Origin of the sequence: Agrococcus jenensis (genome assembly GCF_003752465.1) — a bacterium.
In the GTDB taxonomy this organism is placed as follows: Bacteria; Actinomycetota; Actinomycetes; order Actinomycetales; family Microbacteriaceae; genus Agrococcus; species Agrococcus jenensis.
The window spans coordinates 505,312-525,146 of sequence record NZ_RKHJ01000001.1; the positions used below are offsets into that span (position 1 = coordinate 505,312).

26 protein-coding genes are annotated in these 19,835 nt (G+C 72.6%); 14 read left to right on the forward strand and 12 right to left on the reverse strand.

Translation table 11 applies throughout. From position 1 onward, the window contains the following. Nucleotides 1-57: 57 nt before the first annotated feature. Genes resB through EDD26_RS02470 form a run of 4 tightly spaced genes read right to left on the reverse strand, consistent with a single transcriptional unit; the run spans nucleotide 58 to nucleotide 3,686 of the window. On the reverse strand, nucleotides 58-1,665 hold the full coding sequence (gene resB / locus EDD26_RS02455) for a cytochrome c biogenesis protein ResB (RefSeq protein ID WP_245989714.1): 1,608 nt from the start codon (nucleotides 1,663-1,665) through the stop codon (nucleotides 58-60). Next, nucleotides 1,649-2,425, reverse strand: coding sequence for a cytochrome c biogenesis CcdA family protein (locus EDD26_RS02460; protein WP_123698401.1), 777 nt, complete (start codon nucleotides 2,423-2,425; stop codon nucleotides 1,649-1,651). The genes resB and EDD26_RS02460 overlap by 17 nt, the downstream gene beginning before the upstream one ends. 35 nt (nucleotides 2,426-2,460) lie before the next feature. Next, nucleotides 2,461-3,021, reverse strand: coding sequence for a TlpA family protein disulfide reductase (locus tag EDD26_RS02465; protein ID WP_425453389.1), 561 nt, complete (start codon nucleotides 3,019-3,021; stop codon nucleotides 2,461-2,463). Between the two features lie 11 nt (nucleotides 3,022-3,032). After that, nucleotides 3,033-3,686 carry a histidine phosphatase family protein gene (locus EDD26_RS02470; protein WP_123696258.1) on the reverse strand — a complete coding sequence of 218 codons (654 nt, stop codon included), beginning with the start codon at nucleotides 3,684-3,686 and terminating at the stop codon, nucleotides 3,033-3,035. Between the two features lie 77 nt (nucleotides 3,687-3,763). Between EDD26_RS02470 and EDD26_RS02475 the strand changes: the two genes are divergently transcribed. The 3 genes from EDD26_RS02475 (at nucleotide 3,764) to aspS (ending at nucleotide 6,166) form a co-directional block, all read left to right on the forward strand. Next, a complete protein-coding gene (locus EDD26_RS02475) occupies nucleotides 3,764-4,480 on the forward strand; it encodes a 3-keto-5-aminohexanoate cleavage protein (protein ID WP_123696259.1) in 717 nt (238 codons plus the stop codon). A 37-nt stretch (nucleotides 4,481-4,517) separates the two neighbouring features. Further along, nucleotides 4,518-4,811, forward strand: coding sequence for a hypothetical protein (locus EDD26_RS02480; protein WP_123696260.1), 294 nt, complete (start codon nucleotides 4,518-4,520; stop codon nucleotides 4,809-4,811). Nucleotides 4,812-4,873: 62 nt separating this feature from the next. Further along, nucleotides 4,874-6,166 (forward strand): aspartate--tRNA(Asn) ligase, encoded by a 1,293-nt coding sequence (gene aspS, locus EDD26_RS02485; RefSeq protein ID WP_123698403.1) that lies wholly within the window; start codon nucleotides 4,874-4,876, stop codon nucleotides 6,164-6,166. Between the two features lie 56 nt (nucleotides 6,167-6,222). Here the strand turns inward: aspS and EDD26_RS02490 are convergent, their stop codons facing one another. The 3 genes from EDD26_RS02490 to EDD26_RS14790 all read right to left on the reverse strand — a co-directional run bounded on the left by EDD26_RS02490 (nucleotide 6,223) and on the right by EDD26_RS14790 (nucleotide 7,541). Then, nucleotides 6,223-6,480, reverse strand: coding sequence for a glutaredoxin family protein (locus EDD26_RS02490; RefSeq protein WP_123696261.1), 258 nt, complete (start codon nucleotides 6,478-6,480; stop codon nucleotides 6,223-6,225). Between the two features lie 85 nt (nucleotides 6,481-6,565). After that, nucleotides 6,566-6,664, reverse strand: coding sequence for a 30S ribosomal protein bS22 (locus tag EDD26_RS02495; protein ID WP_021011861.1), 99 nt, complete (start codon nucleotides 6,662-6,664; stop codon nucleotides 6,566-6,568). Nucleotides 6,665-6,824: 160 nt separating this feature from the next. Beyond that, complete coding sequence (locus tag EDD26_RS14790) at nucleotides 6,825-7,541, reverse strand: ArsR/SmtB family transcription factor (RefSeq protein WP_211333813.1); 717 nt, start codon at nucleotides 7,539-7,541, stop codon at nucleotides 6,825-6,827. 194 nt (nucleotides 7,542-7,735) lie between these two features. Here EDD26_RS14790 and EDD26_RS02505 point away from each other — a divergent pair, with 194 nt between their 5' ends. The 3 genes from EDD26_RS02505 to EDD26_RS02515 are packed head-to-tail and all read left to right on the forward strand — an operon-like array spanning nucleotide 7,736 to nucleotide 10,227. Then, nucleotides 7,736-9,166, forward strand: coding sequence for a TrkH family potassium uptake protein (locus EDD26_RS02505; RefSeq protein WP_342769287.1), 1,431 nt, complete (start codon nucleotides 7,736-7,738; stop codon nucleotides 9,164-9,166). Next, nucleotides 9,159-9,830, forward strand: coding sequence for a potassium channel family protein (locus EDD26_RS02510; protein ID WP_123696262.1), 672 nt, complete (start codon nucleotides 9,159-9,161; stop codon nucleotides 9,828-9,830). Before EDD26_RS02505 ends, EDD26_RS02510 begins: the two co-directional genes overlap by 8 nt. Nucleotides 9,831-9,837: 7 nt before the next feature. Next, the gene (locus tag EDD26_RS02515; protein WP_123696263.1) at nucleotides 9,838-10,227 is read left to right on the forward strand and encodes a YchJ family protein; all 390 of its coding nucleotides are present in this window, start codon (nucleotides 9,838-9,840) and stop codon (nucleotides 10,225-10,227) included. A 25-nt stretch (nucleotides 10,228-10,252) separates the two neighbouring features. Here the strand turns inward: EDD26_RS02515 and proC are convergent, their stop codons facing one another. Further along, entirely contained in the window at nucleotides 10,253-11,092 is an 840-nt protein-coding gene (gene proC, locus EDD26_RS02520; protein WP_123696264.1) for a pyrroline-5-carboxylate reductase, read from the reverse strand. 64 nt (nucleotides 11,093-11,156) lie between these two features. On the opposite strand from proC, the gene EDD26_RS02525 reads away from it, so the two are divergent. Genes EDD26_RS02525 through EDD26_RS02535 form a run of 3 tightly spaced genes read left to right on the forward strand, consistent with a single transcriptional unit; the run spans nucleotide 11,157 to nucleotide 12,833 of the window. Beyond that, the gene (locus EDD26_RS02525) at nucleotides 11,157-12,119 is read left to right on the forward strand and encodes a cation diffusion facilitator family transporter (protein WP_123696265.1); all 963 of its coding nucleotides are present in this window, start codon (nucleotides 11,157-11,159) and stop codon (nucleotides 12,117-12,119) included. Nucleotides 12,120-12,142: 23 nt separating this feature from the next. Next, on the forward strand, nucleotides 12,143-12,559 hold the full coding sequence (locus tag EDD26_RS02530) for a hypothetical protein (RefSeq protein ID WP_123696266.1): 417 nt from the start codon (nucleotides 12,143-12,145) through the stop codon (nucleotides 12,557-12,559). Nucleotides 12,560-12,569: 10 nt separating this feature from the next. Next, the gene (locus EDD26_RS02535) at nucleotides 12,570-12,833 is read left to right on the forward strand and encodes a hypothetical protein (RefSeq protein WP_123696267.1); all 264 of its coding nucleotides are present in this window, start codon (nucleotides 12,570-12,572) and stop codon (nucleotides 12,831-12,833) included. A 52-nt stretch (nucleotides 12,834-12,885) separates the two neighbouring features. Here the strand turns inward: EDD26_RS02535 and tadA are convergent, their stop codons facing one another. Continuing rightward, nucleotides 12,886-13,347: a tRNA adenosine(34) deaminase TadA gene (gene tadA / locus EDD26_RS02540; RefSeq protein ID WP_123696268.1), complete on the reverse strand. Its 462-nt coding sequence runs from the start codon at nucleotides 13,345-13,347 to the stop codon at nucleotides 12,886-12,888. A 50-nt stretch (nucleotides 13,348-13,397) separates the two neighbouring features. Here tadA and upp point away from each other — a divergent pair, with 50 nt between their 5' ends. Further along, on the forward strand, nucleotides 13,398-14,036 hold the full coding sequence (gene upp / locus EDD26_RS02545) for a uracil phosphoribosyltransferase (protein WP_123696269.1): 639 nt from the start codon (nucleotides 13,398-13,400) through the stop codon (nucleotides 14,034-14,036). 418 nt (nucleotides 14,037-14,454) lie between these two features. Continuing rightward, a complete protein-coding gene (locus EDD26_RS02550; protein WP_281273307.1) occupies nucleotides 14,455-15,174 on the forward strand; it encodes a winged helix-turn-helix domain-containing protein in 720 nt (239 codons plus the stop codon). 175 nt (nucleotides 15,175-15,349) lie between these two features. Here EDD26_RS02550 and EDD26_RS02555 read toward each other — a convergent pair whose 3' ends face one another. Further along, nucleotides 15,350-16,105 (reverse strand): alpha/beta fold hydrolase, encoded by a 756-nt coding sequence (locus EDD26_RS02555; RefSeq protein WP_123696270.1) that lies wholly within the window; start codon nucleotides 16,103-16,105, stop codon nucleotides 15,350-15,352. Nucleotides 16,106-16,174: 69 nt separating this feature from the next. On the opposite strand from EDD26_RS02555, the gene EDD26_RS02560 reads away from it, so the two are divergent. Next, nucleotides 16,175-16,864: a type 1 glutamine amidotransferase gene (locus EDD26_RS02560; protein ID WP_123696271.1), complete on the forward strand. Its 690-nt coding sequence runs from the start codon at nucleotides 16,175-16,177 to the stop codon at nucleotides 16,862-16,864. Nucleotides 16,865-16,886: 22 nt separating this feature from the next. Here EDD26_RS02560 and EDD26_RS02565 read toward each other — a convergent pair whose 3' ends face one another. Continuing rightward, the gene (locus tag EDD26_RS02565; protein WP_123696272.1) at nucleotides 16,887-17,168 is read right to left on the reverse strand and encodes a helix-turn-helix domain-containing protein; all 282 of its coding nucleotides are present in this window, start codon (nucleotides 17,166-17,168) and stop codon (nucleotides 16,887-16,889) included. Nucleotides 17,169-17,229: 61 nt separating this feature from the next. Here EDD26_RS02565 and map point away from each other — a divergent pair, with 61 nt between their 5' ends. After that, entirely contained in the window at nucleotides 17,230-18,009 is a 780-nt protein-coding gene (map, locus tag EDD26_RS02570) for a type I methionyl aminopeptidase (RefSeq protein WP_123696273.1), read from the forward strand. Between the two features lie 77 nt (nucleotides 18,010-18,086). Beyond that, nucleotides 18,087-18,773 carry a Type 1 glutamine amidotransferase-like domain-containing protein gene (locus EDD26_RS02575; RefSeq protein WP_123696274.1) on the forward strand — a complete coding sequence of 229 codons (687 nt, stop codon included), beginning with the start codon at nucleotides 18,087-18,089 and terminating at the stop codon, nucleotides 18,771-18,773. Here EDD26_RS02575 and EDD26_RS02580 read toward each other — a convergent pair. After that, nucleotides 18,770-19,687 carry an asparaginase gene (locus EDD26_RS02580; protein ID WP_170165504.1) on the reverse strand — a complete coding sequence of 306 codons (918 nt, stop codon included), beginning with the start codon at nucleotides 19,685-19,687 and terminating at the stop codon, nucleotides 18,770-18,772. The two genes, EDD26_RS02575 and EDD26_RS02580, sit on opposite strands and share 4 nt — an antisense overlap. Nucleotides 19,688-19,835 lie beyond the last annotated feature (148 nt).

Below are 19,835 nucleotides of genomic sequence, written 5' to 3' on the forward strand. Positions count from 1 at the left end.
GGAGTACACGAGCAGCAGCGAGTAGGAGTCGAGGTCGGCCAGGGTCACGGTCCGATCCTACGCTCGTGGCGCATCGGCCGCCTCGTCCGGAGCCTCACCCGGCCACCCCTCGCGGACGCGCTTGGCGAGGTCGTCGACCGCCCGCTCGAGCGTCGGGTCGTCGCCGCGCGCGAGGCCCGCGAGCTCGAGGCCCGCAGGGGTCGCCTTCACCCACATGCGGCGGCGCGGGATGAGCAGCGAGCCGAGCAGCGAGACGAACAGCACGATCACGATCCACAGCACGGGGGTCTGCGTGTGGTCGACGTGCACCTCGATGACGCCGTAGCGCCGCACGTCCTCGAACGTGATCGTGCCGAGGCCGCCGGGGATGTCGATCGTCTGCCCGGCCGCGAGCGTCAGCGACTCGGTGCCCGAGTCACCGCCGGCGATCTGCGTCATCGTGTCGGTGTCGAGCGCGTAGACCGAGCGCGGGATGCCCGCGTCGAGCCCCAGGTCGCCGGTGAACGCCTGCAGCGACAGCACCGGGTTGGCGAGGTCGGGATAGGCGGATGCGAGCGCGCCCGTCTCGAGCGGCACGGCGGTCGGGTAGAAGAAGCCGCGCAGGCCGAGCTGCTCCTCGAGCCCGTCGGGCAGCTTGATCACGCCGAGGCTCGTCATGTTGTCGTCCTGCGCGAGGAACGGCGTGTACTGGTCGTAGACGACCTCGCCCTCCGCGTCGCGCACCGAGATGCGCGGCGCGTAGCCGTTCGAGATCAGGTAGAGGTCGGCGCCGGCGACCCGCAGCGGCTCGTTGACCTTGATCTGCGCCTCGCGCTGCGCGCCGTCCTCCGTCGCCGACACCCGTGCGGTGAAGTCGAGCGGGGCACCGACGGCGTTCGGGTTCTCGGTCTCGTAGACGACGTCGAGCCCGTCGAGCTCGACCGCGAACGGCTCGAGGCCGTCGTCGTCGAACCACTGCCCCGCCGTGAACGAGTCGTAGCTCGAGAGCGTGTTCGCGAATCCGCTGCCCTCGACGAGCAGCCGCTGCCCCGAGTAGCCGAAGCCGGAGCCGAGGCCGACGACGAGCAGCAGCGCGAGCATCGAGATGTGGAAGAGCAGGTTGCCGGTCTCGCGCAGGTAGCCGCGCTCCGCCGACACCGAGTCGCCGTAGCGCGTCGTGCGGTAGCCGAGCCGGCGCAGCACGCGGTCGGCGCGGTCGAGGTCGGATGCCCCGCCCGGCACGGTCTGGAACCCGACGAGCCGCGACAGCCGCGCGGGCGTGCGCGGCGGGAGCGCCCGCATCGCCTTCCAGTGGTGCGCGAGCCGCGGGATGACGCAGCCGACGAGCGAGGTGAACAGCAGGATGTAGATCGCCGAGAACCACGGGCTCGAGTAGACGTCGTGCAGCGACAGGGCGTCGTAGAGCCAGACGAGCTCGGGGTTGTCGGCGCGCACCTGGATGACGCCGTTCGGGTCGGAGGAGCGCTGCGGCACGAGGCTGCCCGGCACCGCGGCGATCGCGAGCAGCAGGAGCAGCACGATCGCGGTGCGCATCGACGTCAGCTGCCGCCAGAGGAAGCGCGCCCAGCCGCGCGGCCCGAGCTTGGGGTCGCCGGGCTGCCGAGCCGGCGCCTCCGGCGAGTCGATGTGGTCGCCCGGCCGCAGCGGGTCAGATGATCGTGACAACGGAGGCGATCCATCCTTGGAGCGATTGCATGATGGCGTTCCACGCGCCCGTGACCATGAGCACGCCGACGGCGATGAGCATCGCCCCGCCGAGCACGTTCACGAGGCGGATGTGCCGGCGCAGCCACGCGACGGCGCCGCCGGCCCAGCCGAGGCCGAGCGCGATGAGCAGGAAGGGCACGCCCAGGCCGAGGGCGTAGGCGAGGCCGAGGATCGCGCCCTGCCACGCGGATCCGGTGGTGACGGTGAGCGCGCTGATGGCGGCGAGCGTCGGCCCGGAGCAGGGCGTCCAGCCGAGGGCGAAGACGACGCCGACGAGCGGTGCCGCCCACATGCCGCCCGCCTTCACCTGCTGCGGCTTCCAGATGCGCTGCAGGAACGAGAACTGCCCGACGAAGACGAGCCCGAGCAGGATCAGCACGACGCCGAGGATGCGCACGATGAGGTCGCTGTACTGCAGCAGGAACGAGCTCACGCCGCCGACGATCGCGGTGCCGAGCACGAAGACGAGCGTGAAGCCGGCGATGAAGAGCGCGACGCCGGCGACGAGCCGGCCGCGGCCGCCGCGCTCCCCCACGAGCGACCCGACGAGCCCGAGGTAGCCGGGCACGAGCGGCAGGATGCACGGGCTCGCGAACGAGACGAGCCCGGCGAGCAGCGCGATCGGCAGCGAGACGAGCAGCTGGCCGCTCAGCACCGCGCCGGCAGGGTCGAACGCCGCCGCGTCGATCGCGGCAGCACCGGCGACGGCGGGGGCCATCGCGGCTGCGGGTGCGACGAGCGCGAGGGCGGCACTCACCGCTCGAGCTCCTCCCGCAGCAGCGTCGAGAGGATGCTGGTGTCGGTCACCGCGCCGGACACGCGGGCGGCGACGCGGCCCTCCGCGTCGAGGATGATCGTCGACGGCACGGCGTTCGGCGCGACGATGCCGGTGAAGGCGAGCTGCGCCGATGCCGTCTCGTCGTCGAGGATCGACGGGTACTCGACCCCGAACTGCTCCTCGAAGGCGGCCGCCTGCGCGGCGCCGTCGCGGGTGTTGACGCCGAGGAAGCTCACCCGGTCGCCGAGCTCGGCATGCAGCTCGGCGAGCACCGGCGCCTCGATGCGGCACGGCGGGCACGCGGCGTACCAGAAGTTGATGAGCGTGACGCCGTCGAGCTCGGCGGAGTCGAGGTCGCCGCCGTCGACGAGCGGGCCGGCGAAGGCGGCGGGCGCCGCGCGCTGGTCGGGCGCGATCTCGGTGACGATGCCGTCGCCGGCGATGTAGCCGGCATCGCCGACCTGCCCGGCCACGCCGTCGGCCGACGCGCAGCCCGCGAGCGCGAGCGCGGCGAGCGCGATGGCGGTCACGCGCATCCGGCGGCGCATCACACCGCCCCCGCGTCGATCGCGGCGACGCCGGCGGCGGGCTCGGCGTAGTCGACCTCGACGAAGCGGCCCTCGACGCGGGCGAAGCTCGTGATCGACGACAGCTGGCAGCGCCGCGAGCGCGGGTCGTGCCACAGGCGCTCCCCCGCGATGGCGAGGTGCGCCATCCAGATCGGCGACTGGTGGCTGACGAGGACGATGTCGCCGTCGTCGTCGGACTCGGCGAGCTCGTCCCAGGCGTCCTCCATCGCGGCGATCACGCGCTGCGCGATCGCGCGGTACGGCTCGCCCCACGACGGGCGGAACGGGTTGCGGAGCAGCGGCCACGCGGAGGGGTGCCGCAGCGCGCCGCTCGCCTCGAACGTCTTGCCCTCGAACTGGTTCGTCGGCTCGATGATGCGGCGCTCGGTGCGGATGTCGAGCGAGAAGGCGTCCGCCCACGGCTGCGCCGACTGCTGCGCGCGCTCGAGCGGGCTCGCGGCGAGCCGCACGACCGAGCGGGCGGCCTGGCCGGTCGCGAGGTGCTCCGCGGCGAGCTCGGCCATCCGGTGGCCGCGCTCGGAGAGCACGAAGCCCGGCATGCGGCCGTAGAGCACGCGACCGGGGTTGTCGACCTCGCCGTGGCGCACGAGATGGAGGCGGCGGGCGGGCATGGCCTCCATCGTACCGGCGCTCCCTATCAACGCGGCACGGGCGGCCCGCCTCGGGCGAGGCCCGTACGCTCGCTCGCATGCTGGTGAAGGCCTGCCTGAACGGTGCCCGCGACGTGTCCGCCCACCCGCGCCTCCGGCCGGATCCCGGGCTACTGGCAAGCGAAGCGGCGGCCGCCGTCGCGGCAGGCGCGGCCGCGGTGCACCTGCACCCGAAGGATGCGGACGGGCGCGACAGCCTCGCCCCCGGCGACGTCGGCCGCTTCGTGGCGGCCGCCCGCGCCGCCGTCGACGTGCCGGTCGGCGTGACGACGGGCGCGTGGACCGGCGACGCCGACGCGCGCATCGCGGTGATCCGCGGATGGCGCACGCTGCCCGACTTCGCCTCCGTCAACGCGCACGAAGAGGGTGCCGAGCGGGTCGCCACGGCGCTGCTCGAGCGCGGCGTCGGCGTCGAGGCCGGGCTGTGGAGCGTCGCGGCGCTGGAGCGCTGGATGCGCTGGCCCATGCGGGCGGCCTGCATGCGCGTGCTGGTGGAGATCCCGGACCTCGACGATCCGACGGCAATCGAGCGCCTCGCCCGCCGGCTCGTGGATGGCGCACGCGCCGCGGAGCCGTCGATCGAGGTGCTGCTGCACGGCGAGGAGCGATCCACCTGGCCCGCGATCGACCTCGCGCTCGCGTGGCGGCTGCCCACGCGCGCCGGCCTCGAGGACTCGACGCTCCTGCCGGACGGGAGCGTCGCCGAGGGCAACGCCGCCCTCGTGCGGGCGGTCGTCGAGCGCGCGACGGCCTGAGCGCCGCGACGACCGAGCGGCAGGGGAAGATGGAGCCGTGCCCCTCCTCGTCCCGCTCGCGATCGCGCTCGTCGTCGTGCTCGCCGCGAGCCTCATGTGGACGTGGGCGCGCTACCTCGCCCATCGCGCCTACGCGACGCCCGCCGCGCTCGTCGTCGGCGCGCTCGCGGCCGCCGGCGTCTGGCTGCTCGTCGCCTCCGACGGGCCCGGCTCGCCGGTGAGCGCGACGGCCGGATGGGTCGTGCTCGCCGCATCCGTCGTGGCGCTCGTGGGCGGCTGGGTCGCGCTCGCGACCGTCGCCCCCGCAGCGGTCGAGCGCCGCCGCCGCTGACCCGGCGCCCCGCCGGGGGCGCCGCAGCGGGCCGGTAGGATCGGGCCGTGACCTCTCGCACCCTGATCCATGACCTCGCATCGCTCCCCGACGGCCCCGTGAAGGTGCAGGGCTGGGTCGAGACGGTGCGCGATCAGAAGCGCGTGCAGTTCGTGATCCTGCGCGACGAGTCGGGCTCCGCCCAGCTCGTGAACCCGGTCAACGACGACACCGCGGAGACCGCCGCGACCATCTCCGGCCTCATGCACGGCTCGTTCATCACCGTCGAGGGCGACCTCAAGGCGGACGAGCGCGTCAAGCTCGGCGGCCTCGAGGTCAAGGTGCGCTCGCTCACCGTCGAGTCGGTCGCGAAGGACAGCCCGATCGCCGACGACTCGTCGATCGACAAGCGCCTCGACTGGCGCTTCCTCGACCTGCGCCGCCCCGAGGCGCAGCTGATCTTCCGCGTGCAGACGACCATCGAGCACGCGATGCGCCAGCACTGGATCGACGAGGGCTTCATCGAGCTCCACACGCCCAAGCTCATGGCGACGGCCTCCGAGTCGCGCGCCGAGCTCTTCGAGGTGCCCTACTTCGAGACCACCGCCTACCTCGCGCAGTCGCCGCAGCTCTTCAAGCAGATGGCGCAGTCGGCCGGCTTCGGCAAGATCTTCGAGATCGGCCCGGCCTTCCGCGCCGACCCCTCGTACACGAGCCGCCACGCGACCGAGTTCACCTCGATCGACAGCGAGATCTCCTGGATCGACTCGCACGAGGAGGTCATGCAGCTGCACGAGGCGCTGCTGGCCAAGGCGGTCACCGCGGTCGTCGAGCGCCACGGCGCCGAGATCGAGCAGCACTTCGGCATCGCGCTCGAGGCGCCCACGCTGCCCTTCCCGCGCATCCCGCACGCCGAGGTCAAGGCCATCGTCGAGGCCCGCGGCCACACGATCGAGCGCGAGGACGGCGACCTCGACCCCGAGGCGGAGCGCCAGATCTCGGCGCACGTCAAGGAGACGATGGGCCACGACTTCGTCTTCGTCACGGAGTTCCCGTCGAGCGTGCGGCCGTTCTACCACCTGCGCCCCGAGGGCCGGGCCGACGTCACGAACTCGTACGACCTCATCTACAACGGCGTCGAGATCTCGACCGGCGCGCAGCGCGAGCACCGCGTCGAGGTGCTCGAGGCGCAGATCGTCGAGAAGGGCATGAACCCCGCGGAGCTCGAGGAGTACCTCGACTTCTTCCGCTACGGCACGCCCCCGCACGGCGGCTTCGGCATGGGCCTCGCGCGCGTCGTCATGCTCATGCTCGGCCTCGGCTCGATCCGCGAGTCGACGTACCTCTTCCGCGGCCCGACGCGCCTGACGCCGTAGCGGCATCCGCCCCTGAGGGCCTGCGTCCGAGTCGCCCTGCGCTCGGACGCAGGCCCTCAGCTCGTGGCGGCGGTGGCGGCCTGGATGCGGTCGGTCAGCTTCCCGGCGTCGACGCGCCATGCGGAGTGCTGGCGGCCGTCGATGAGCACGACCGGGATGTCGTCGTGCCAGCGCGACTCGAGCGCCGGGTCGTCGAGGATCGACAGCTCGGTGAGCGTCGCTTCGGGGAACCCGGCGACGACCCGCTCGACGATCGGGCGTGCCTCGTCGCAGAGGTGGCAGCCGGGCTTGCCGATGAGCGTGATCTCGACCATGCAGCAAGCCTAGGTCGCCGCGCTCCCGCCTGCGGGAACGCAGAAGCCGGGACCCCGATGGGGATCCCGGCTCTGGCGCAACCGACTACTTGCGGTTGCGACGCTGGTGGCGCGTCTTGCGAAGCAGCTTGCGGTGCTTCTTCTTCGCCATGCGCTTGCGGCGCTTCTTCACCACAGAACCCATAGAGGTTCCTCACTTCCGATCGGGATTGCTCGCTGACGCTGCACGACCTCGAGGTCCGCGCAGGGAAAACGCTCTCGGCATCCTACCGGAAAGCGGCGGACGCGCGCCCGGGGGCGTCTGGGCCCGGGCCGAAGGCTTCGGCCGAGCAGTGGCGGATGCCTCAGTCGAGGCGGGCGTCGTCGCTGTCGCGCGCCGCGTGGTCGTGCCCCGGGCCGTCGTGCTCGGCGCCCTCGACGGCATCGTCCGCCTCGCCCTCGATCCCCCGCGGGCGCTTCTTGTCGCGGGCGTCGTCGAACCGCTGGGTCGCGCGCGCCTGCAGCTCGACGAGCCGCTCCTGCACGTCGTGGATGCGGTCCCTGGCCTCCTGGACGCGCTCCTGCACGTCGTGCACGCTCTCCGCGGCACGACGGCCGAGCGAGGCGCCGACGGGCGCCGGGTGCTCGACGCGGTCGGCGACGCGCGCGAGCGCCTGCTCGGCAGCGACCCTGGCCTGCTCCGCGGCGATGCGGGCCTGGTCCGCGGCTGCCCGCAGCGGCGCCTGCACGTTGACGCCCGCCCAGGCAGCGAAGGCGGCGGCGCCGAGCGTCGCCTCCTCCTGATCGCCCTCGGCGAAGATGAAGGGCATCAGCCAGTCGTCGATCTCGTCGAACGGCGTCAGCACGATGGCGTAGTGGCGGTGCTGGCCGTCCTCGCGCACCGTGACGAGCCCCGCGTCGCGGAGCGTCCGGAGGTGCTTCGACACCGTCGGCTGCGGCACGCCGAGCGCATCCACGATCTGGCTGACGCTCGCATCGCCCGTCGTCCCGCGCCGCTCGAGCAGCACGCTGAGGATGTCCCGTCGCGTGCTGTCCGCGATCACGCTGAAGATGTCGGCCATGGCGAAAGCATGCCAGCGCGGGAGAGGCGCGCCAAACCGCGCTCCAGGCCGGGCGGTCGACGCGCCTGGGGCCTCGACCGCGATGTCCCCGCCGACGCCCGTCCCGATCGTCCGGAGCAGTCGGCGCAAGAGGACTACAGTGGGCCCGTTCTGCGCCGCTCCGCGGCGCTCGGTCCCCGCGAGAGGCACAGCAGGTGGCGCAGTTGCGGACGTCGGACGGCTCGACGTTCCTCAGCCGATCCCGCGACTCCCTCGACCGCTTCACGGGCAGCTACCCGGCGCGCTTCGCGATCATGGTGTTCGCCGCGATGAACCTGCTCTTCATGCTGCTCTTCATGACCCCGTGGGCGAGCGCGACCGGCGAGCCGACCGGCCCGGTCGACGCCTTCTTCCAGGCGGTGAGCGTCGTCTGCGTCACGGGCCTCACGGTCGTCGACATGTCGACGCACTGGAGCCCCTTCGGGAACGCGGTCGTGCTGCTGGGCGTGCAGGTGGGCGGCATCGGCGTGCTGACGCTCGCCTCGATCCTCGGCCTGACCGTCGCGCGCAAGCTCGGCCTGCGGCAGAAGCTCATGGCCGCGAGCGACTCCAACCCCTCGCGCGTGCGCAAGGGCGTCGTCAAGGAGGGGCAGGCGATCCGGCTCGGTGAGGTCGGCGGGCTGCTGCGCACCGTGGCGCTGTCGGTGCTCGTCTTCGAGGCCGCGCTCATCGTGCTGCTGTACCCGCGCATCCTGCTCGAGGGCAAGAACCCGCTGCAGGCGCTCTACGAGGCGACCTACTGGTCGTTCATGGCCTTCACGAACTCCGGCTTCGTGCCCACGCCCGAGGGCCTCGACCCCTACGCGACCGACCCGTGGTTCCTCATCGTGCTCGTGCTCGGCGTCTTCACCGGGTCGCTCGGGTTCCCCGTCTACTTCGTGCTGCTGCGGCACCTCGGCCGCCCCCGCCAGTGGTCGCTGCACGTCAAGCTGACGATCTCGGTCTCGCTCCTGCTCTTCCTCCTCGGCGGCCTCTCGTTCCTCGTGCTCGAGTGGGGCAACCCCGACTCGTGGGGCACCGACGGCTTCGGCCAGCAGCTGCTGCACGCGTTCTTCCTGTCGTCGATGGCCCGCTCCGGGGGCTTCGCGCTCGAGGACCTCGGGCTGCTCCACAACTCGAGCCTGCTCGTCACCGACATGCTGATGTTCGTCGGCGGTGGCTCCGCCTCGACCGCCGGCGGCATCAAGGTCACGACCCTCGCCATCCTGTTCCTCGCCGCCATCGCCGAGGCGCGGGGCCGCAAGTCGATGGAGGCGTTCGGCCGCCGCATCCCGTCCGACGTGCTGCGCCTGGCCGTCTCGGTCACGCTGTGGAGCGCGACGATCGTCGCGGGCGTCACGATCGTGCTGCTCGAGATCACCGGCGCGCCGCTGTCGTTCGTGCTGTTCGACGTGATCAGCGCCTTCGCGACCGTCGGGCTCTCGACGGGCTTCACCCACCCCGGCCTCGAGGACCCGGCCAAGATCATCCTGGCCATCACCATGTTCGTCGGACGCATCGGTAGTGTGACGCTCGCCGCCGCGCTGGCGGCGAGCCAGACGACGCAGCTGTTCACCCGCCCAGAGGAGAGGCCGATCGTTGGTTGACAGGATCCCGCACGACGCCCCGGTGCTCGTGATCGGCCTCGGCCGCTTCGGCGCCGCGACCGCCGGCCAGCTCGCGCGACTCGACCGCGAGGTGCTCGCCATCGACGGCAGCATCGACCTCGTGCAGAAGTGGTCGGAGCGGCTCACGCACACGGTGCAGGCGGATGCGCGCTCCATCGACGCGCTCAAGCAGGTCGGCGCGCAGGACTTCGCGATCGCGGTCTGCGCGGTCGGCTCGTCGATCGAGGCGTCGGTGCTCATCGTCGCGAACCTCGTCGACCTCGGCATCCCGCAGATCTGGGCGAAGGCGATCAGCCAGTCGCACGGCAAGATCCTCAGCCGCATCGGCGCGAACCACGTCATCTACCCGGAGGCGGAGGCCGGCGAGCGCGTCGCGCACCTCGTGTCGGGCCGGATGCTCGACTACATCCAGTTCGACGATCAGTTCGCGATCGTGAAGATGTACCCGCCGAAGCACATCCGCGGCGTCACGCTCGCGGAGTCGAGGATCCGCTCGAAGTACCACCTGACCGTCGTGGGCGTGAAGAGCCCCGGTGGCGAGTTCACCTACGCGACGCCCGAGACGATCGTCTCGAACCACGACCTCATCATCGTCTCCGGCAACCAGGCCGACATCGAGCGGTTCGCGGGCCTGGGCGCCTGAGCGGCCGATGACGATCGACGACGCGAAGCGCTGCCCGTGCGGGACGGGCCTCGTCTACGGCGAGTGCTGCGGGCCGATCCACCGGCGCGAGCGCGAGGCGGCGACCGCCGAGGTGCTCATGCGCTCCCGCTTCACGGCGTTCGCGACCGGCGACGTCGACTGGCTGCTCGCCTCCTGGCACCCCACGACCCGGCCGCGATCGCTCGAGCTCGACCCGGGCATCCGCTGGCTGCGCCTCGAGATCCAGGGCACGAGCGGCGGCGGCCCCTTCGACCGCGAGGGCACGGTGGCCTTCGAGGCGCACTGGGTCGCGGACGGGCAGCGCGGCGTGCTGCGGGAGCTCAGCAGCTTCCGGCGCGACCAGGGCTGGCAGTACGTGCAGGGCGACGCCGTCTGACGGGTCGCCGCCCGCTCCGGCGGGCTCAGCCCGCGGCGAGCTCCTGCGCGCGCGCCAGGGCCGCGGCGGTCGCGCGGTCGAAGACCTCGCCGAGCCGGGCGTCCTGCAGCACCGCGACCGCGCGCTCGGTCGTGCCCTTCGGGCTCGTGACCCGGCGGCGCAGCTCCGCCGGCCGAGCGGTCATCGGCACCGAGCCGTCGGCGGCGAGCAGCTCGCTCGCGCCGCGGAACGTGCCCTGCACCATCGTCGCCGCCTGCTCTGGCGTGAAGCCCATCCGCTCGGCCGCGGCGGTGAGCTCCTCGATGAGCAGGAAGACGTAGGCGGGGCCGGAGCCCGAGATGGTCGAGAGCGCGTCGATCTGCGACTCGTCGACGACGATCACCTCGCCGACCGCCTCGAACATGCGGGCGACGAGCGCGACGTCGTCGGCAGAGGCGCGGGTGCCGCCGGCGGCGCCCGTCACGCCGAGCCCGACGTGCGACGGGGTGTTCGGCATGGCGCGCACGACGGCGACCGATGCCGGCAGCGCAGCCTCGATCGACGCCACGGTGGTGCCGGCCGCGATCGAGACGACCACGGCGTCCGCGGCCAGGTGCGGAGCGATCTCGCGCGCAAGATCGACGATGCCGGCCGGCTTCACGCCGAGCACGACGAGCTTCGCGCCCGCGACCGCGCGGGCATTGCCGTCCGGCTCGTCGGCGAGCGCGATCGACTCGACGCCGTCGAGCCGGACCGCGGCCGCCTTCTCGGCGGTGCGGTTCGTCACGACGATGCGCTCGGCGCCGTGGCGGGCGAGCCCGGCGAGGATCGCACCGCCCATCGAGCCGACGCCGAGCATGGCAATGGGAGGGAGGGTCGCAGGCATGCGGCCAGGGTAGCCGGGCGGCAGGGGCCGACCCACGCGCATCGTCGCGCGTAGACTCCCGGTCGTGAGCGCATCCCACGGTACGAAGGCCGTCGTCGCGGCGTTCCTCGCGAACACCGGCATCGCCATCACCAAGTTCATCGCCTGGTTCTTCTCGGGCTCCGCGTCGATGCTCGCCGAGGCCATCCACTCGGTCGCCGACGCCGGCAACCAGCTGCTGCTGCTGCTCGGCGGCAGGCTCGCGAAGAAGCAGGCGACGCCCGACCACCCCTTCGGCTACGGCCGCGAGCGCTACGTGTGGGCGTTCATCGTCGCGCTCGTGCTGTTCTCGGTCGGCGGCCTGTTCTCGATCTTCGAGGGCATCTCGAAGATCCAGCACCCGCACGAGCTCGACATCATCTGGCTGCCGCTCGTCGTGCTCGGCATCGCGATCGTGCTCGAGAGCTTCTCGTTCCGGACGGCCATCGTGGAGGCCAACAAGGTGCGCGGCAAGGCCGGCTGGTGGGCGTTCATCCGCAAGTCGAAGAGCCCCGAGCTGCCCGTCATCCTGCTCGAGGACCTGGCCGCGCTCGTCGGCCTGGTGCTCGCCTTCGCCGCCGTCGGCCTCACCGCCATCACCGGCAACCCGCTCTTCGACGCGATCGGCACGCTCTGCATCGGCGTGCTGCTCATCGCCGTCGCCGCGATCCTCGCGGTCGAGATGAAGTCGCTGCTGATCGGCGAGGGCGCGACCCGCGAGGACAACGCGCGGATCGCCGCCCTGCTCAACGCGCACAAGGGCGTCGAGTCGGTCATCCACATGAAGACGCTCTACCTCGGCCCCGACGAGCTCATGGTGGCCGCGAAGATCGCGTTCCCGCCGCAGTCCGACATCGAGCACGTGTCGCGCACGATTAACGACCTCGAGGCCGACCTGCGCACCCAGGTGCCGCACGCGCGCGTGATCTACATCGAGCCGGACCTCTACGTCGAGCAGCCGGAGATCGCCCCCTCCACCGACCACATCGTCATCCAGTCGGGCAACTGAGCGCGACTGCGTAGGCTGACTGCATGGAGTTCCTGCACTCGCTGCTGCTCACCGCCCACCTCGTGGGGCTGTCGATGCTCATCGGCACGTTCATCCTCCAGATGCGCGCGCGGGCGGGCTACAACTTCACGATGATGCTGATCGGCGCGTCGATCCAGCTCGTCTCGGGCGTCGGCCTCTACGGCCTCGCCATGGCGGGCGACGGCGACGTGAACCACGCGAAGCTCGGCGTGAAGGGCCTCATCGCGGTCGTCGTCTTCGTCGCCGCGCTCATCGGCTTCCTGCGCCAGCGCGCGATGCATGCCGAGCGGTCCCGCCTCACCGCCGGCGGCGCCGTCTCGGTCGGCAACCTGCAGGTCGAGCGCAAGCTCGGCCCGTTCTTCCACACCGCCGGCGGCCTCGCCGCCGTGAACCTGCTCATCGCCGTCTTCTGGCCCTGACGGCCGCCCGATGCCCTGGCTCGACGTGCTGGCCTGGGCGGGCGTCATCGGCGCCACCGCGGTGCTCGTCGCCCTCGGCCCGCGCATCTGGCACAGCGCATCGACGCAGCGCGCCCGGCGCATGGGCGGGCTGGGCGTGATCGACGAGATCTACCGGCCGGCCACGTACGAGCAGCGCATCGCGGACCAGCGCAGCGCCGAGGCGGGCGACAGCGTCGACGACCTCGAGCCGAAGGACCGCCACCGACCGCCAAGGGCATCCTCAACGGAGTGACCGGTCGCGCGAGGGCACTATCCCCTCGCGCTACCAGCCGCTCCGTTGAGGATCAACGGCGGGGGGCGAAGAAGGCGCGGAGCTGGGCCTCGGCCTCGGCGGCGAGCACGCCGGCGACCACCTCGACGCGGTGCGGCAGCCGGCGCTCGCGGAGCACGTCGACCACGCTGCCCGCCGCGCCCGCCTTGTCGTCCCACGCGCCGAACACGACGCGCTCCACCCGGCTCGCGAGGATGGCACCCGCGCACATGACGCACGGCTCGAGCGTGACGACGAGCGCGCAGCCGTCGAGGCGCCAGGAGCCGAGCCGGGCCGCCGCCTCGCGCAGCGCCACCACCTCGGCGTGGGCGGTCGGGTCGTGGCGCAGCTCGCGCTCGTTGCGGCCGGTGCCGATCACCGTGCCGGATGCGTCGACCACGATCGCGCCGACCGGCACGTCGGCGCTCGTGGTCGCGGCCGCCGCCTCGTCGAGCGCGAGGCGCATGAGCGCCTCGTCGCGTGCCGCAGGCCGCATCCGCCCTCCCCGATCGGGCGCGCCGTCCCGCGCCCACTACCCTGAAGCCTATGCGCGTCCACGTCGCCGACCACCCGCTCATCACGCACAAGCTCACCGTCCTGCGGGACGAGCGCACGCCCTCCCCCACGTTCCGATCGCTCGTCGGGGAGCTCATGACGCTGCTCGCCTACGAGGCGACCCGCAACGTGCGCGTGACGCCGAAGGAGATCACCACGCCGGTGACGACCACGACGGGTGTCGAGATCGCCGAGCCGCGGCCGCTCGTGGTGCCGATCCTGCGCGCCGGCCTCGGCATGCTCGACGGCATGACGACCCTCGTCCCGACGGCGGAGGTCGGGTTCCTCGGCATGGCCCGCAACGAGACGACGCTCGAGCCGTACACGTACGCCGAGCGCCTCCCGGAGGACCTCTCCGACCGCCAGTGCTTCGTGCTCGACCCGATGCTCGCGACCGGCGGCTCGCTGTCGGCGGCGATGCGGTTCCTCTTCGATCGCGGCGCGGTCGACGTCACCGCGATCTGCCTGCTCGGCACGCCCGAGGGCATCGAGCGCGTCGAGCGCGACATGGACGGCCACGACGTGACGATCGTGCTCGGCGCGCTGGACGAGCGCCTCAACGAGCACGGCTTCATCGTGCCGGGGCTCGGCGACGCGGGCGACCGCCTGTACGGCACCGTCGACCACTAGGCGCTCGCGCGGCCCGGCAGCCGGCGTCACACTTCGTCACATTCGCTGACGGCGTCGTTTGACATCGCCGGATGCAAGCCGCGATACTGACAGGCATGACGACCACCTCTGCCCTCCCGACCGTCTTCGCGGCCGATGGGACGAACGGCATGATGATGCCGATGGTTGCCATGCGTCGAATGTGTGCTTGAGCGCAGCTCGCACCGTCCGATCGCTCCAGCAGCGCTGACGCCCTCGCGCGTCGCCTGCGGGCCTGAGCAGCCCTAGCGAGCGATCCCCGAACCGCATCGTCGGTTCGCACTCGACACTCGACACCGTGCCACCGCGCATCGGTGTCCTCCATGAGTCGACGGCCCTCATCGCCCGACCCGGCATCGCTGGTCGGACGGCCGCCGACCGCTCGCCGGAAGGCATCCCCGTGACCATCACCGCTCTCCCCACCCGCACCCGTCGCCCGTCGCTCGAGACCCGCGTCGACGGCTCCTCGGCACTCGCCCCGAAGCGCGCCATCGCGGCACCCGCTCGCACGACTGCCCGCGCGCCGCAGATCCGCCCGGTGCCGGACGGCACCGAGGCTCGCGGCTTCGTGCTCTACGTCGGCCTCGGCGAGGATGCGGCCGCCTCCGACCACATCGAGCTCGCTCGCCTGGTCGGTGAGCTGCGCGCCCTCACCTCCCGGCTCGCCCCGAGCGCCGAGACGCACGCCGCCGTCGCGCTCGCCCCGGCCGGCGCGGGCGGCCGCGACGTGGATGTCGTGCGTCGCGCCCTGCAGGACCCGGCCGTGCAGCAGCCGGTCGTCGACACCGACCCCGGCATCGTCATCGACCTGACGCGCAAGCGCGTCGCGATCGGCGACGAGATCGCCGCGCTCACCTACCGCGAGTTCGAGCTGCTCCAGCACATCGTGCTGCGCGAGGGCTCGACGGTCGGACGCTGCGCCATCATCGACGCGCTCTGGGACGCGGACGACGAGAACCGGCCCAACGAGCGCACGATCGACGTGCACGTGCGCCGCCTGCGCTCCAAGCTGGGCGACTACGCCGAGATCATCCGGACGGTGCGCGGCGCGGGCTACCGCTTCGACCGGCACGCCGACGTGACGGTGCTCGCGACCGGCCCGAGCCCCGACCGCTTCTGAGCGGCCACAGCCTTCTCACAGGCGGCTCTGGGGCGGTTCGTTACCGATCCGTTATACGTTGAGCGCACGTTGATCGTAGTGCTGTGGCGGTCGACGGAAGCGATGGCCGATGCCTCGCTTGGTGCAAGGGACTGGGGCCGGTCGGGAGAACCCGACCGGCCCTTTGCATGCCCCGTCAGCGCGCGGCGGCGAGGAACTCGGCCGCACGCCGCCGGAAGGTGCCGGAGGTCGGCGCGTTCATGTGGTTGCGACCGGGGATCGGCTCGAAGCGGCCATCCGGCAGCAGCGGCAGCAGTTCCTGCGTATCAGCCGCGCGCCGGTCCTTGTCGCCCGTCATCAGCAGGGTCGGCATCGCTGGCGGCGCCGCCTCCGGGTCGAAGAGCGTGCGCGACACCTCGCCCGCGAGGGTGACGAGGGTCTCGGGATCGTGCTCCGGGAAGACGCCGGCGAGCTCGACCACGAAGGCCTCCATCTCGCCCGGCTCCCCCTCGTCGCGGAGCGCGCTGCGGGCGAGGTCGACGTCGAACCGCTGGAACGGATCCCCGGCGGGCAGGCCGCCCAGCACGAGCGCGCGGAACGCGTGTGGCCGCGTGCCCGCGTGGCGCCACAGCAGCCTCGCGCCCATCGAGTAGCCGACCGCGCCCGGCGCCTCCGGCAGCGCGAGCTGCTCGAGCACCGCGTCGACGTCGTCGAGGAAGTGCGGCACGGTGTAGCCGATCGACGGCCGGTCGCTCTCGCCGTGCCCTCGCAGGTCCATCGCGATGCCGCGCAGCCCCCGCTCGGCGAGCGCGTCGCCCCAGCGGGTGTCGATCCAGTTGCGCTTCGCGTTCGACGAGAACCCGTGGATGAGCAGCACCGGAGCGCCGTCCGGGTCGCCGAGCTCGTGCAGTGCGATGCGGACCCCGTCGGGGGCCATGGCGAAGACGGTCATGCAGCTCCTCACGGTGCAGGACGCGCATCCCGCTCGTCATAGGCTACGCACATCCGAGAGAGGGTCCGCGTGGCACGTTCCGTCCTGTTCATCAAGCACATCGAGTACGAGACGGGCGGGCACGCGGCGACGCTCACGTCGCACCTGCCGACGCGCGAGGCCGTCTTCCCCGCGCAGCTGCCAGCGCTCGACGAGATCGCGGGCGTCGTCATCACGGGCGGGCAGATGAGCGCGGCGGAGGAGCACGAGCACCCGTCGCTCGCGCTGACGGCCGACCTCGCGCTGCGCGCGATCGATGCGGAGATCCCGGTGCTCGGGCTCTGCCTCGGCCACCAGATCATCGGGCGCGCGCTCGGCGGCGAGCACCGCGAGGGCGCGGTCGACGAGGTGGGCATCATCGACATCGACGTGCTCGCGCCGGACCCGTGGCTCGGCGAGCACGTCGGCCGCGTCGGCGCGATGCGCTGGAACAGCGACGTCGTCGCCCTCCCACCCGGCGCCACGCTGCTCGCGACGAGCGCGACGGTCGAGAACGAGGCGTTCCGCTACGGATCCGCGGTCGGCATGCAGTTCCACCTCGAGGCGGACGACCGGGTCATGCGGCTCTGGGACTCGGTCGCGTCGCCGACGCTGTCGGAGCTGCGGAGCCCGGACGCCGTGGCCGCGTGGCGCGCGCACCTCGCCACCGACCCCACCCTGCAGGGTGTCGTGCAGCGCGGGTTCGCCGCGTTCGCGGAGGCGTGCGCGCTGCGGCTGTAGGCCGACGCCGGGTCCCGCGACCCTAGGAGGCGAGCTGCTCGCGGGCGACGCGCTCCCGACCGTGCGCATCGATGTCGGCCCAGACCGCGTCGAGCGACAGGCCGAGCACGGCGGCGATCGCCGCGACGGTCGAGAAGGCGGGCGTCGCGACGCGGCCGGCCTCGATCTTGCGGAGCGTCTCGGGCGAGACGCCCGCGTCGAGCGCCACCGACAGCATCGTGCGATCGCCCCTGGCGCGCCGCAGTACGGCACCGAGGCGCCGGCCGCGCTCCACGTCGGCGGGGGTGAGCGGCAGTCTGACCATGGCTCGATGCTAGCCGGGATAGTCTTACCGGGATAGGTATTGGTCACCAAAGGGGCGATGCATGATCGAGATCCTGAACCCTGCCGAGCTCGGGCGCGCGAGGATCACCGGCCGGATCGTCGCTGACATCCTGCAGGCGCTCCGCGCACGCACCGCGGTGGGCACCAACCTGCTCGAGATCGACCGCTGGGCGCAGGCCATGATCGCCGAGGCCGGCGCCGTCTCCTGCTACGTCGACTACGCGCCGTCGTTCGGCCGCGGACCGTTCGGCCACTCCATCTGCACGGGCGTCAACGACGCGGTGCTGCACGGCCTGCCGCACGACCACGCGCTCGCCGACGGCGACCTGCTGACCCTCGACCTCGCCGTCTCGAAGGACGGCATCGCCGCCGACGCCGCCATCAGCTTCGTGGTCGGCGACAGCCGACCCGCCGAGAGCCTGGCGATGATCGAGGCGACGGAGCGCGCGCTCGCCGCGGGCATCGCCGCGGCCGACCCCGGCGCCCGCATCGGGGACATCTCGCACGCGATCGGCAGCGTGCTCACCGAGGCCGGCTACCCGATCAACACGGAGTTCGGCGGGCACGGCATCGGCTCGACGATGCACCAGGACCCGCACGTCGCCAACACCGGGCGGCCCGGCCGCGGCTACCGCCTGCGACCCGGCCTGCTGCTCGCGCTCGAGCCGTGGATCATGCAGGACACCGCGACGCTGGTCGTCGACGCCGACGGCTGGACGCTCCGCAGCGCGACGGGCGCCCGCACGGCGCACAGCGAGCACACGATCGCGATCACCGACGACGGCGCCGAGATCCTCACGCTGCCCACGACGGGGCGCTGACGGTCGAGGGCCTCGCTGGCCCCCGACGCTCGCCCGCGGCATGATGCAGGCATGCACCGCACCCCGAGGCGACCCTGGTGAAGCTCCTGCTCACGTCGATGGGTGTCACCAACCCGAGCATCGCCGATGCCCTCGAGCGGCTGCTCGGCAAGCCCATCGCCGAGTCGAGCGCGCTCATCATCCCCACGGCCGCGTACCCGTTCGCCGAAGGACCCTGGATGGCGCGCGAGGCGATCTCCGGCACGGCGCCAGGGCCGCTGAGCGAGCTCGGCTGGAGATCGCTCGGCGTGCTCGAGCTCACGGCGCTGCCGACCATCCGCGAGGAGAGCTGGGTGCCCGCGGTGCGGGATGCCGACGCCCTGCTCGTCTGGGGCGGCGACGTGCTGTACCTGAGCCACTGGATGCGCGAGTCCGGCCTGGCGGACCTCCTCCCCTCGCTCGCCGAGACGGTCTACGTGGGGGTGAGCGCCGGCAGCATCGCGGTGACGGCGTACAACTGCGACGCCGAGTTCGACCTGCAGTTCGTGCCCGACGGCAGCGAGATGGCGCTCGAGGCCGAGCGCACGCTCGGGCTGGTCGACTTCGCGCTCGTGCCGCACCTCGTCGGCGACGGTGCGGATGGCGCCTCGCTCGCCGTCGTGCAGCGATGGGCGGCAGGCATCCCCGCTCCGACGTACGCCATCGACGACGCGACCGCGATCGTGGTGGTCGACGGTGCGGTGGAGGTCGTCTCCGAGGGCACCTGGGAGCTGCTGCAGCCCTAGACGACGGGGCGCAGGCGTCCGACCGCGACGTCGGCGCTCAGCTGCAGCAGGCCGAGCGGCTCGGTCAGGCGCTCGAGGGTGCCCTCGGGGATGGCCCCCGCGCGCTCGAGCATCGTGAGCGCGACCGGCGCGCCGGCGCGGCGCGCGCCGTCGGCCGTCTTCACCACCGCGGTGGTGCCGTCGGGGGCGACCATCGCCTGCGTGCCCTCCGCGCCGAACTTCGTGGCGCATCCGGTCTCGGCGATCACGACGGCATCGGGGCGTCCCGCGCCGTCGATGAGCGTCGGATGCGCCCGCATCGCGTCGCCGACGGCTCGTCCGCCCCCGATCGCGTCGGGCGCGAGCCGGCGGAAGGCGCGCGCGAGCCCGACGAGCGAGGTGGGGAAGACGAGCGCGCCGCAGCCGTCGTGCGCCAGGCCGATGATGGGCTCACCGGCGGCGGTCGCGACGCCCTGGCGCAGCACGTCGGCGAGCTGGTGGTCGTCGGCCCAGTAGTCGCTGGGCGTGCCGAGCGCGCGGGCCGCCGCGGCGAGCGCGATGTGCTTGCCGACGCACATGTGCGCGAAGCGGCGCATCGAGCCGTCCGGCGCCTTCATCGGCGGGCAGCGCAGCCCGTCCTCGGCGACGCCCAGGCGCTCGGCCATCGCCTGCGCGGTGTCGAGGTGCTCCTGATCGGCCCAGTGGCTCGCGCTCGCGAGCGCCGCGTGCGCCGGCAGGAGCTCCACGAGGCCCGCGTCGAGCAGCGCCGCGGCGAAGAGCGGCTTGAGCGCGCTGCGGGCGAGGAAGGGCGCCGCGACGTCGCCATGCGCTTCGATCACGGTGCCGTCGGGATCGATCAGGACCGCGACGCCTCGGTGCTGGGACTCGATGAAGCCGTCGCGCTCGACGACGGCGAGGAGCTCGGTGGTGGGCACGGGGTCCAACGTAGCGGCCCCCGTCTGCCGGTCGAGCCGCACCGTGCCCCCAGGCGCGGAGCGAGTCGAGACCACCGCGCGGTGCAGCCCTTGGTCTCGACGCGCGCCGCCGCAAGCGGCGGTGCGGCTCGACCGGCAGCGTGAGGTC

Excerpts from the sequence above, each read along its gene's own strand:
- EDD26_RS02460 (WP_123698401.1), bottom strand. The coding sequence starts at position 2,425 with ATGGCCCCCGCCGTCGCCGGTGCTGCCGCGATCGACGCGGCGGCGTTC.
- EDD26_RS02465 (WP_425453389.1), bottom strand. The coding sequence starts at position 3,021 with ATGCGCGTGACCGCCATCGCGCTCGCCGCGCTCGCGCTCGCGGGCTGC.
- EDD26_RS02470 (WP_123696258.1), bottom strand. The coding sequence starts at position 3,686 with ATGCCCGCCCGCCGCCTCCATCTCGTGCGCCACGGCGAGGTCGACAAC.
- EDD26_RS02475 (WP_123696259.1), top strand. The coding sequence starts at position 3,764 with ATGCTGGTGAAGGCCTGCCTGAACGGTGCCCGCGACGTGTCCGCCCAC.
- EDD26_RS02490 (WP_123696261.1), bottom strand. The coding sequence starts at position 6,480 with ATGGTCGAGATCACGCTCATCGGCAAGCCCGGCTGCCACCTCTGCGAC.
- EDD26_RS02495 (WP_021011861.1), bottom strand. The coding sequence starts at position 6,664 with ATGGGTTCTGTGGTGAAGAAGCGCCGCAAGCGCATGGCGAAGAAGAAG.
- EDD26_RS14790 (WP_211333813.1), bottom strand. The coding sequence starts at position 7,541 with ATGGCCGACATCTTCAGCGTGATCGCGGACAGCACGCGACGGGACATC.
- EDD26_RS02515 (WP_123696263.1), top strand. The coding sequence starts at position 9,838 with ATGACGATCGACGACGCGAAGCGCTGCCCGTGCGGGACGGGCCTCGTC.
- proC (WP_123696264.1), bottom strand. The coding sequence starts at position 11,092 with ATGCCTGCGACCCTCCCTCCCATTGCCATGCTCGGCGTCGGCTCGATG.
- EDD26_RS02530 (WP_123696266.1), top strand. The coding sequence starts at position 12,143 with ATGGAGTTCCTGCACTCGCTGCTGCTCACCGCCCACCTCGTGGGGCTG.
- EDD26_RS02535 (WP_123696267.1), top strand. The coding sequence starts at position 12,570 with ATGCCCTGGCTCGACGTGCTGGCCTGGGCGGGCGTCATCGGCGCCACC.
- tadA (WP_123696268.1), bottom strand. The coding sequence starts at position 13,347 with ATGCGGCCTGCGGCACGCGACGAGGCGCTCATGCGCCTCGCGCTCGAC.
- upp (WP_123696269.1), top strand. The coding sequence starts at position 13,398 with ATGCGCGTCCACGTCGCCGACCACCCGCTCATCACGCACAAGCTCACC.
- EDD26_RS02555 (WP_123696270.1), bottom strand. The coding sequence starts at position 16,105 with ATGACCGTCTTCGCCATGGCCCCCGACGGGGTCCGCATCGCACTGCAC.
- EDD26_RS02565 (WP_123696272.1), bottom strand. The coding sequence starts at position 17,168 with ATGGTCAGACTGCCGCTCACCCCCGCCGACGTGGAGCGCGGCCGGCGC.
- map (WP_123696273.1), top strand. The coding sequence starts at position 17,230 with ATGATCGAGATCCTGAACCCTGCCGAGCTCGGGCGCGCGAGGATCACC.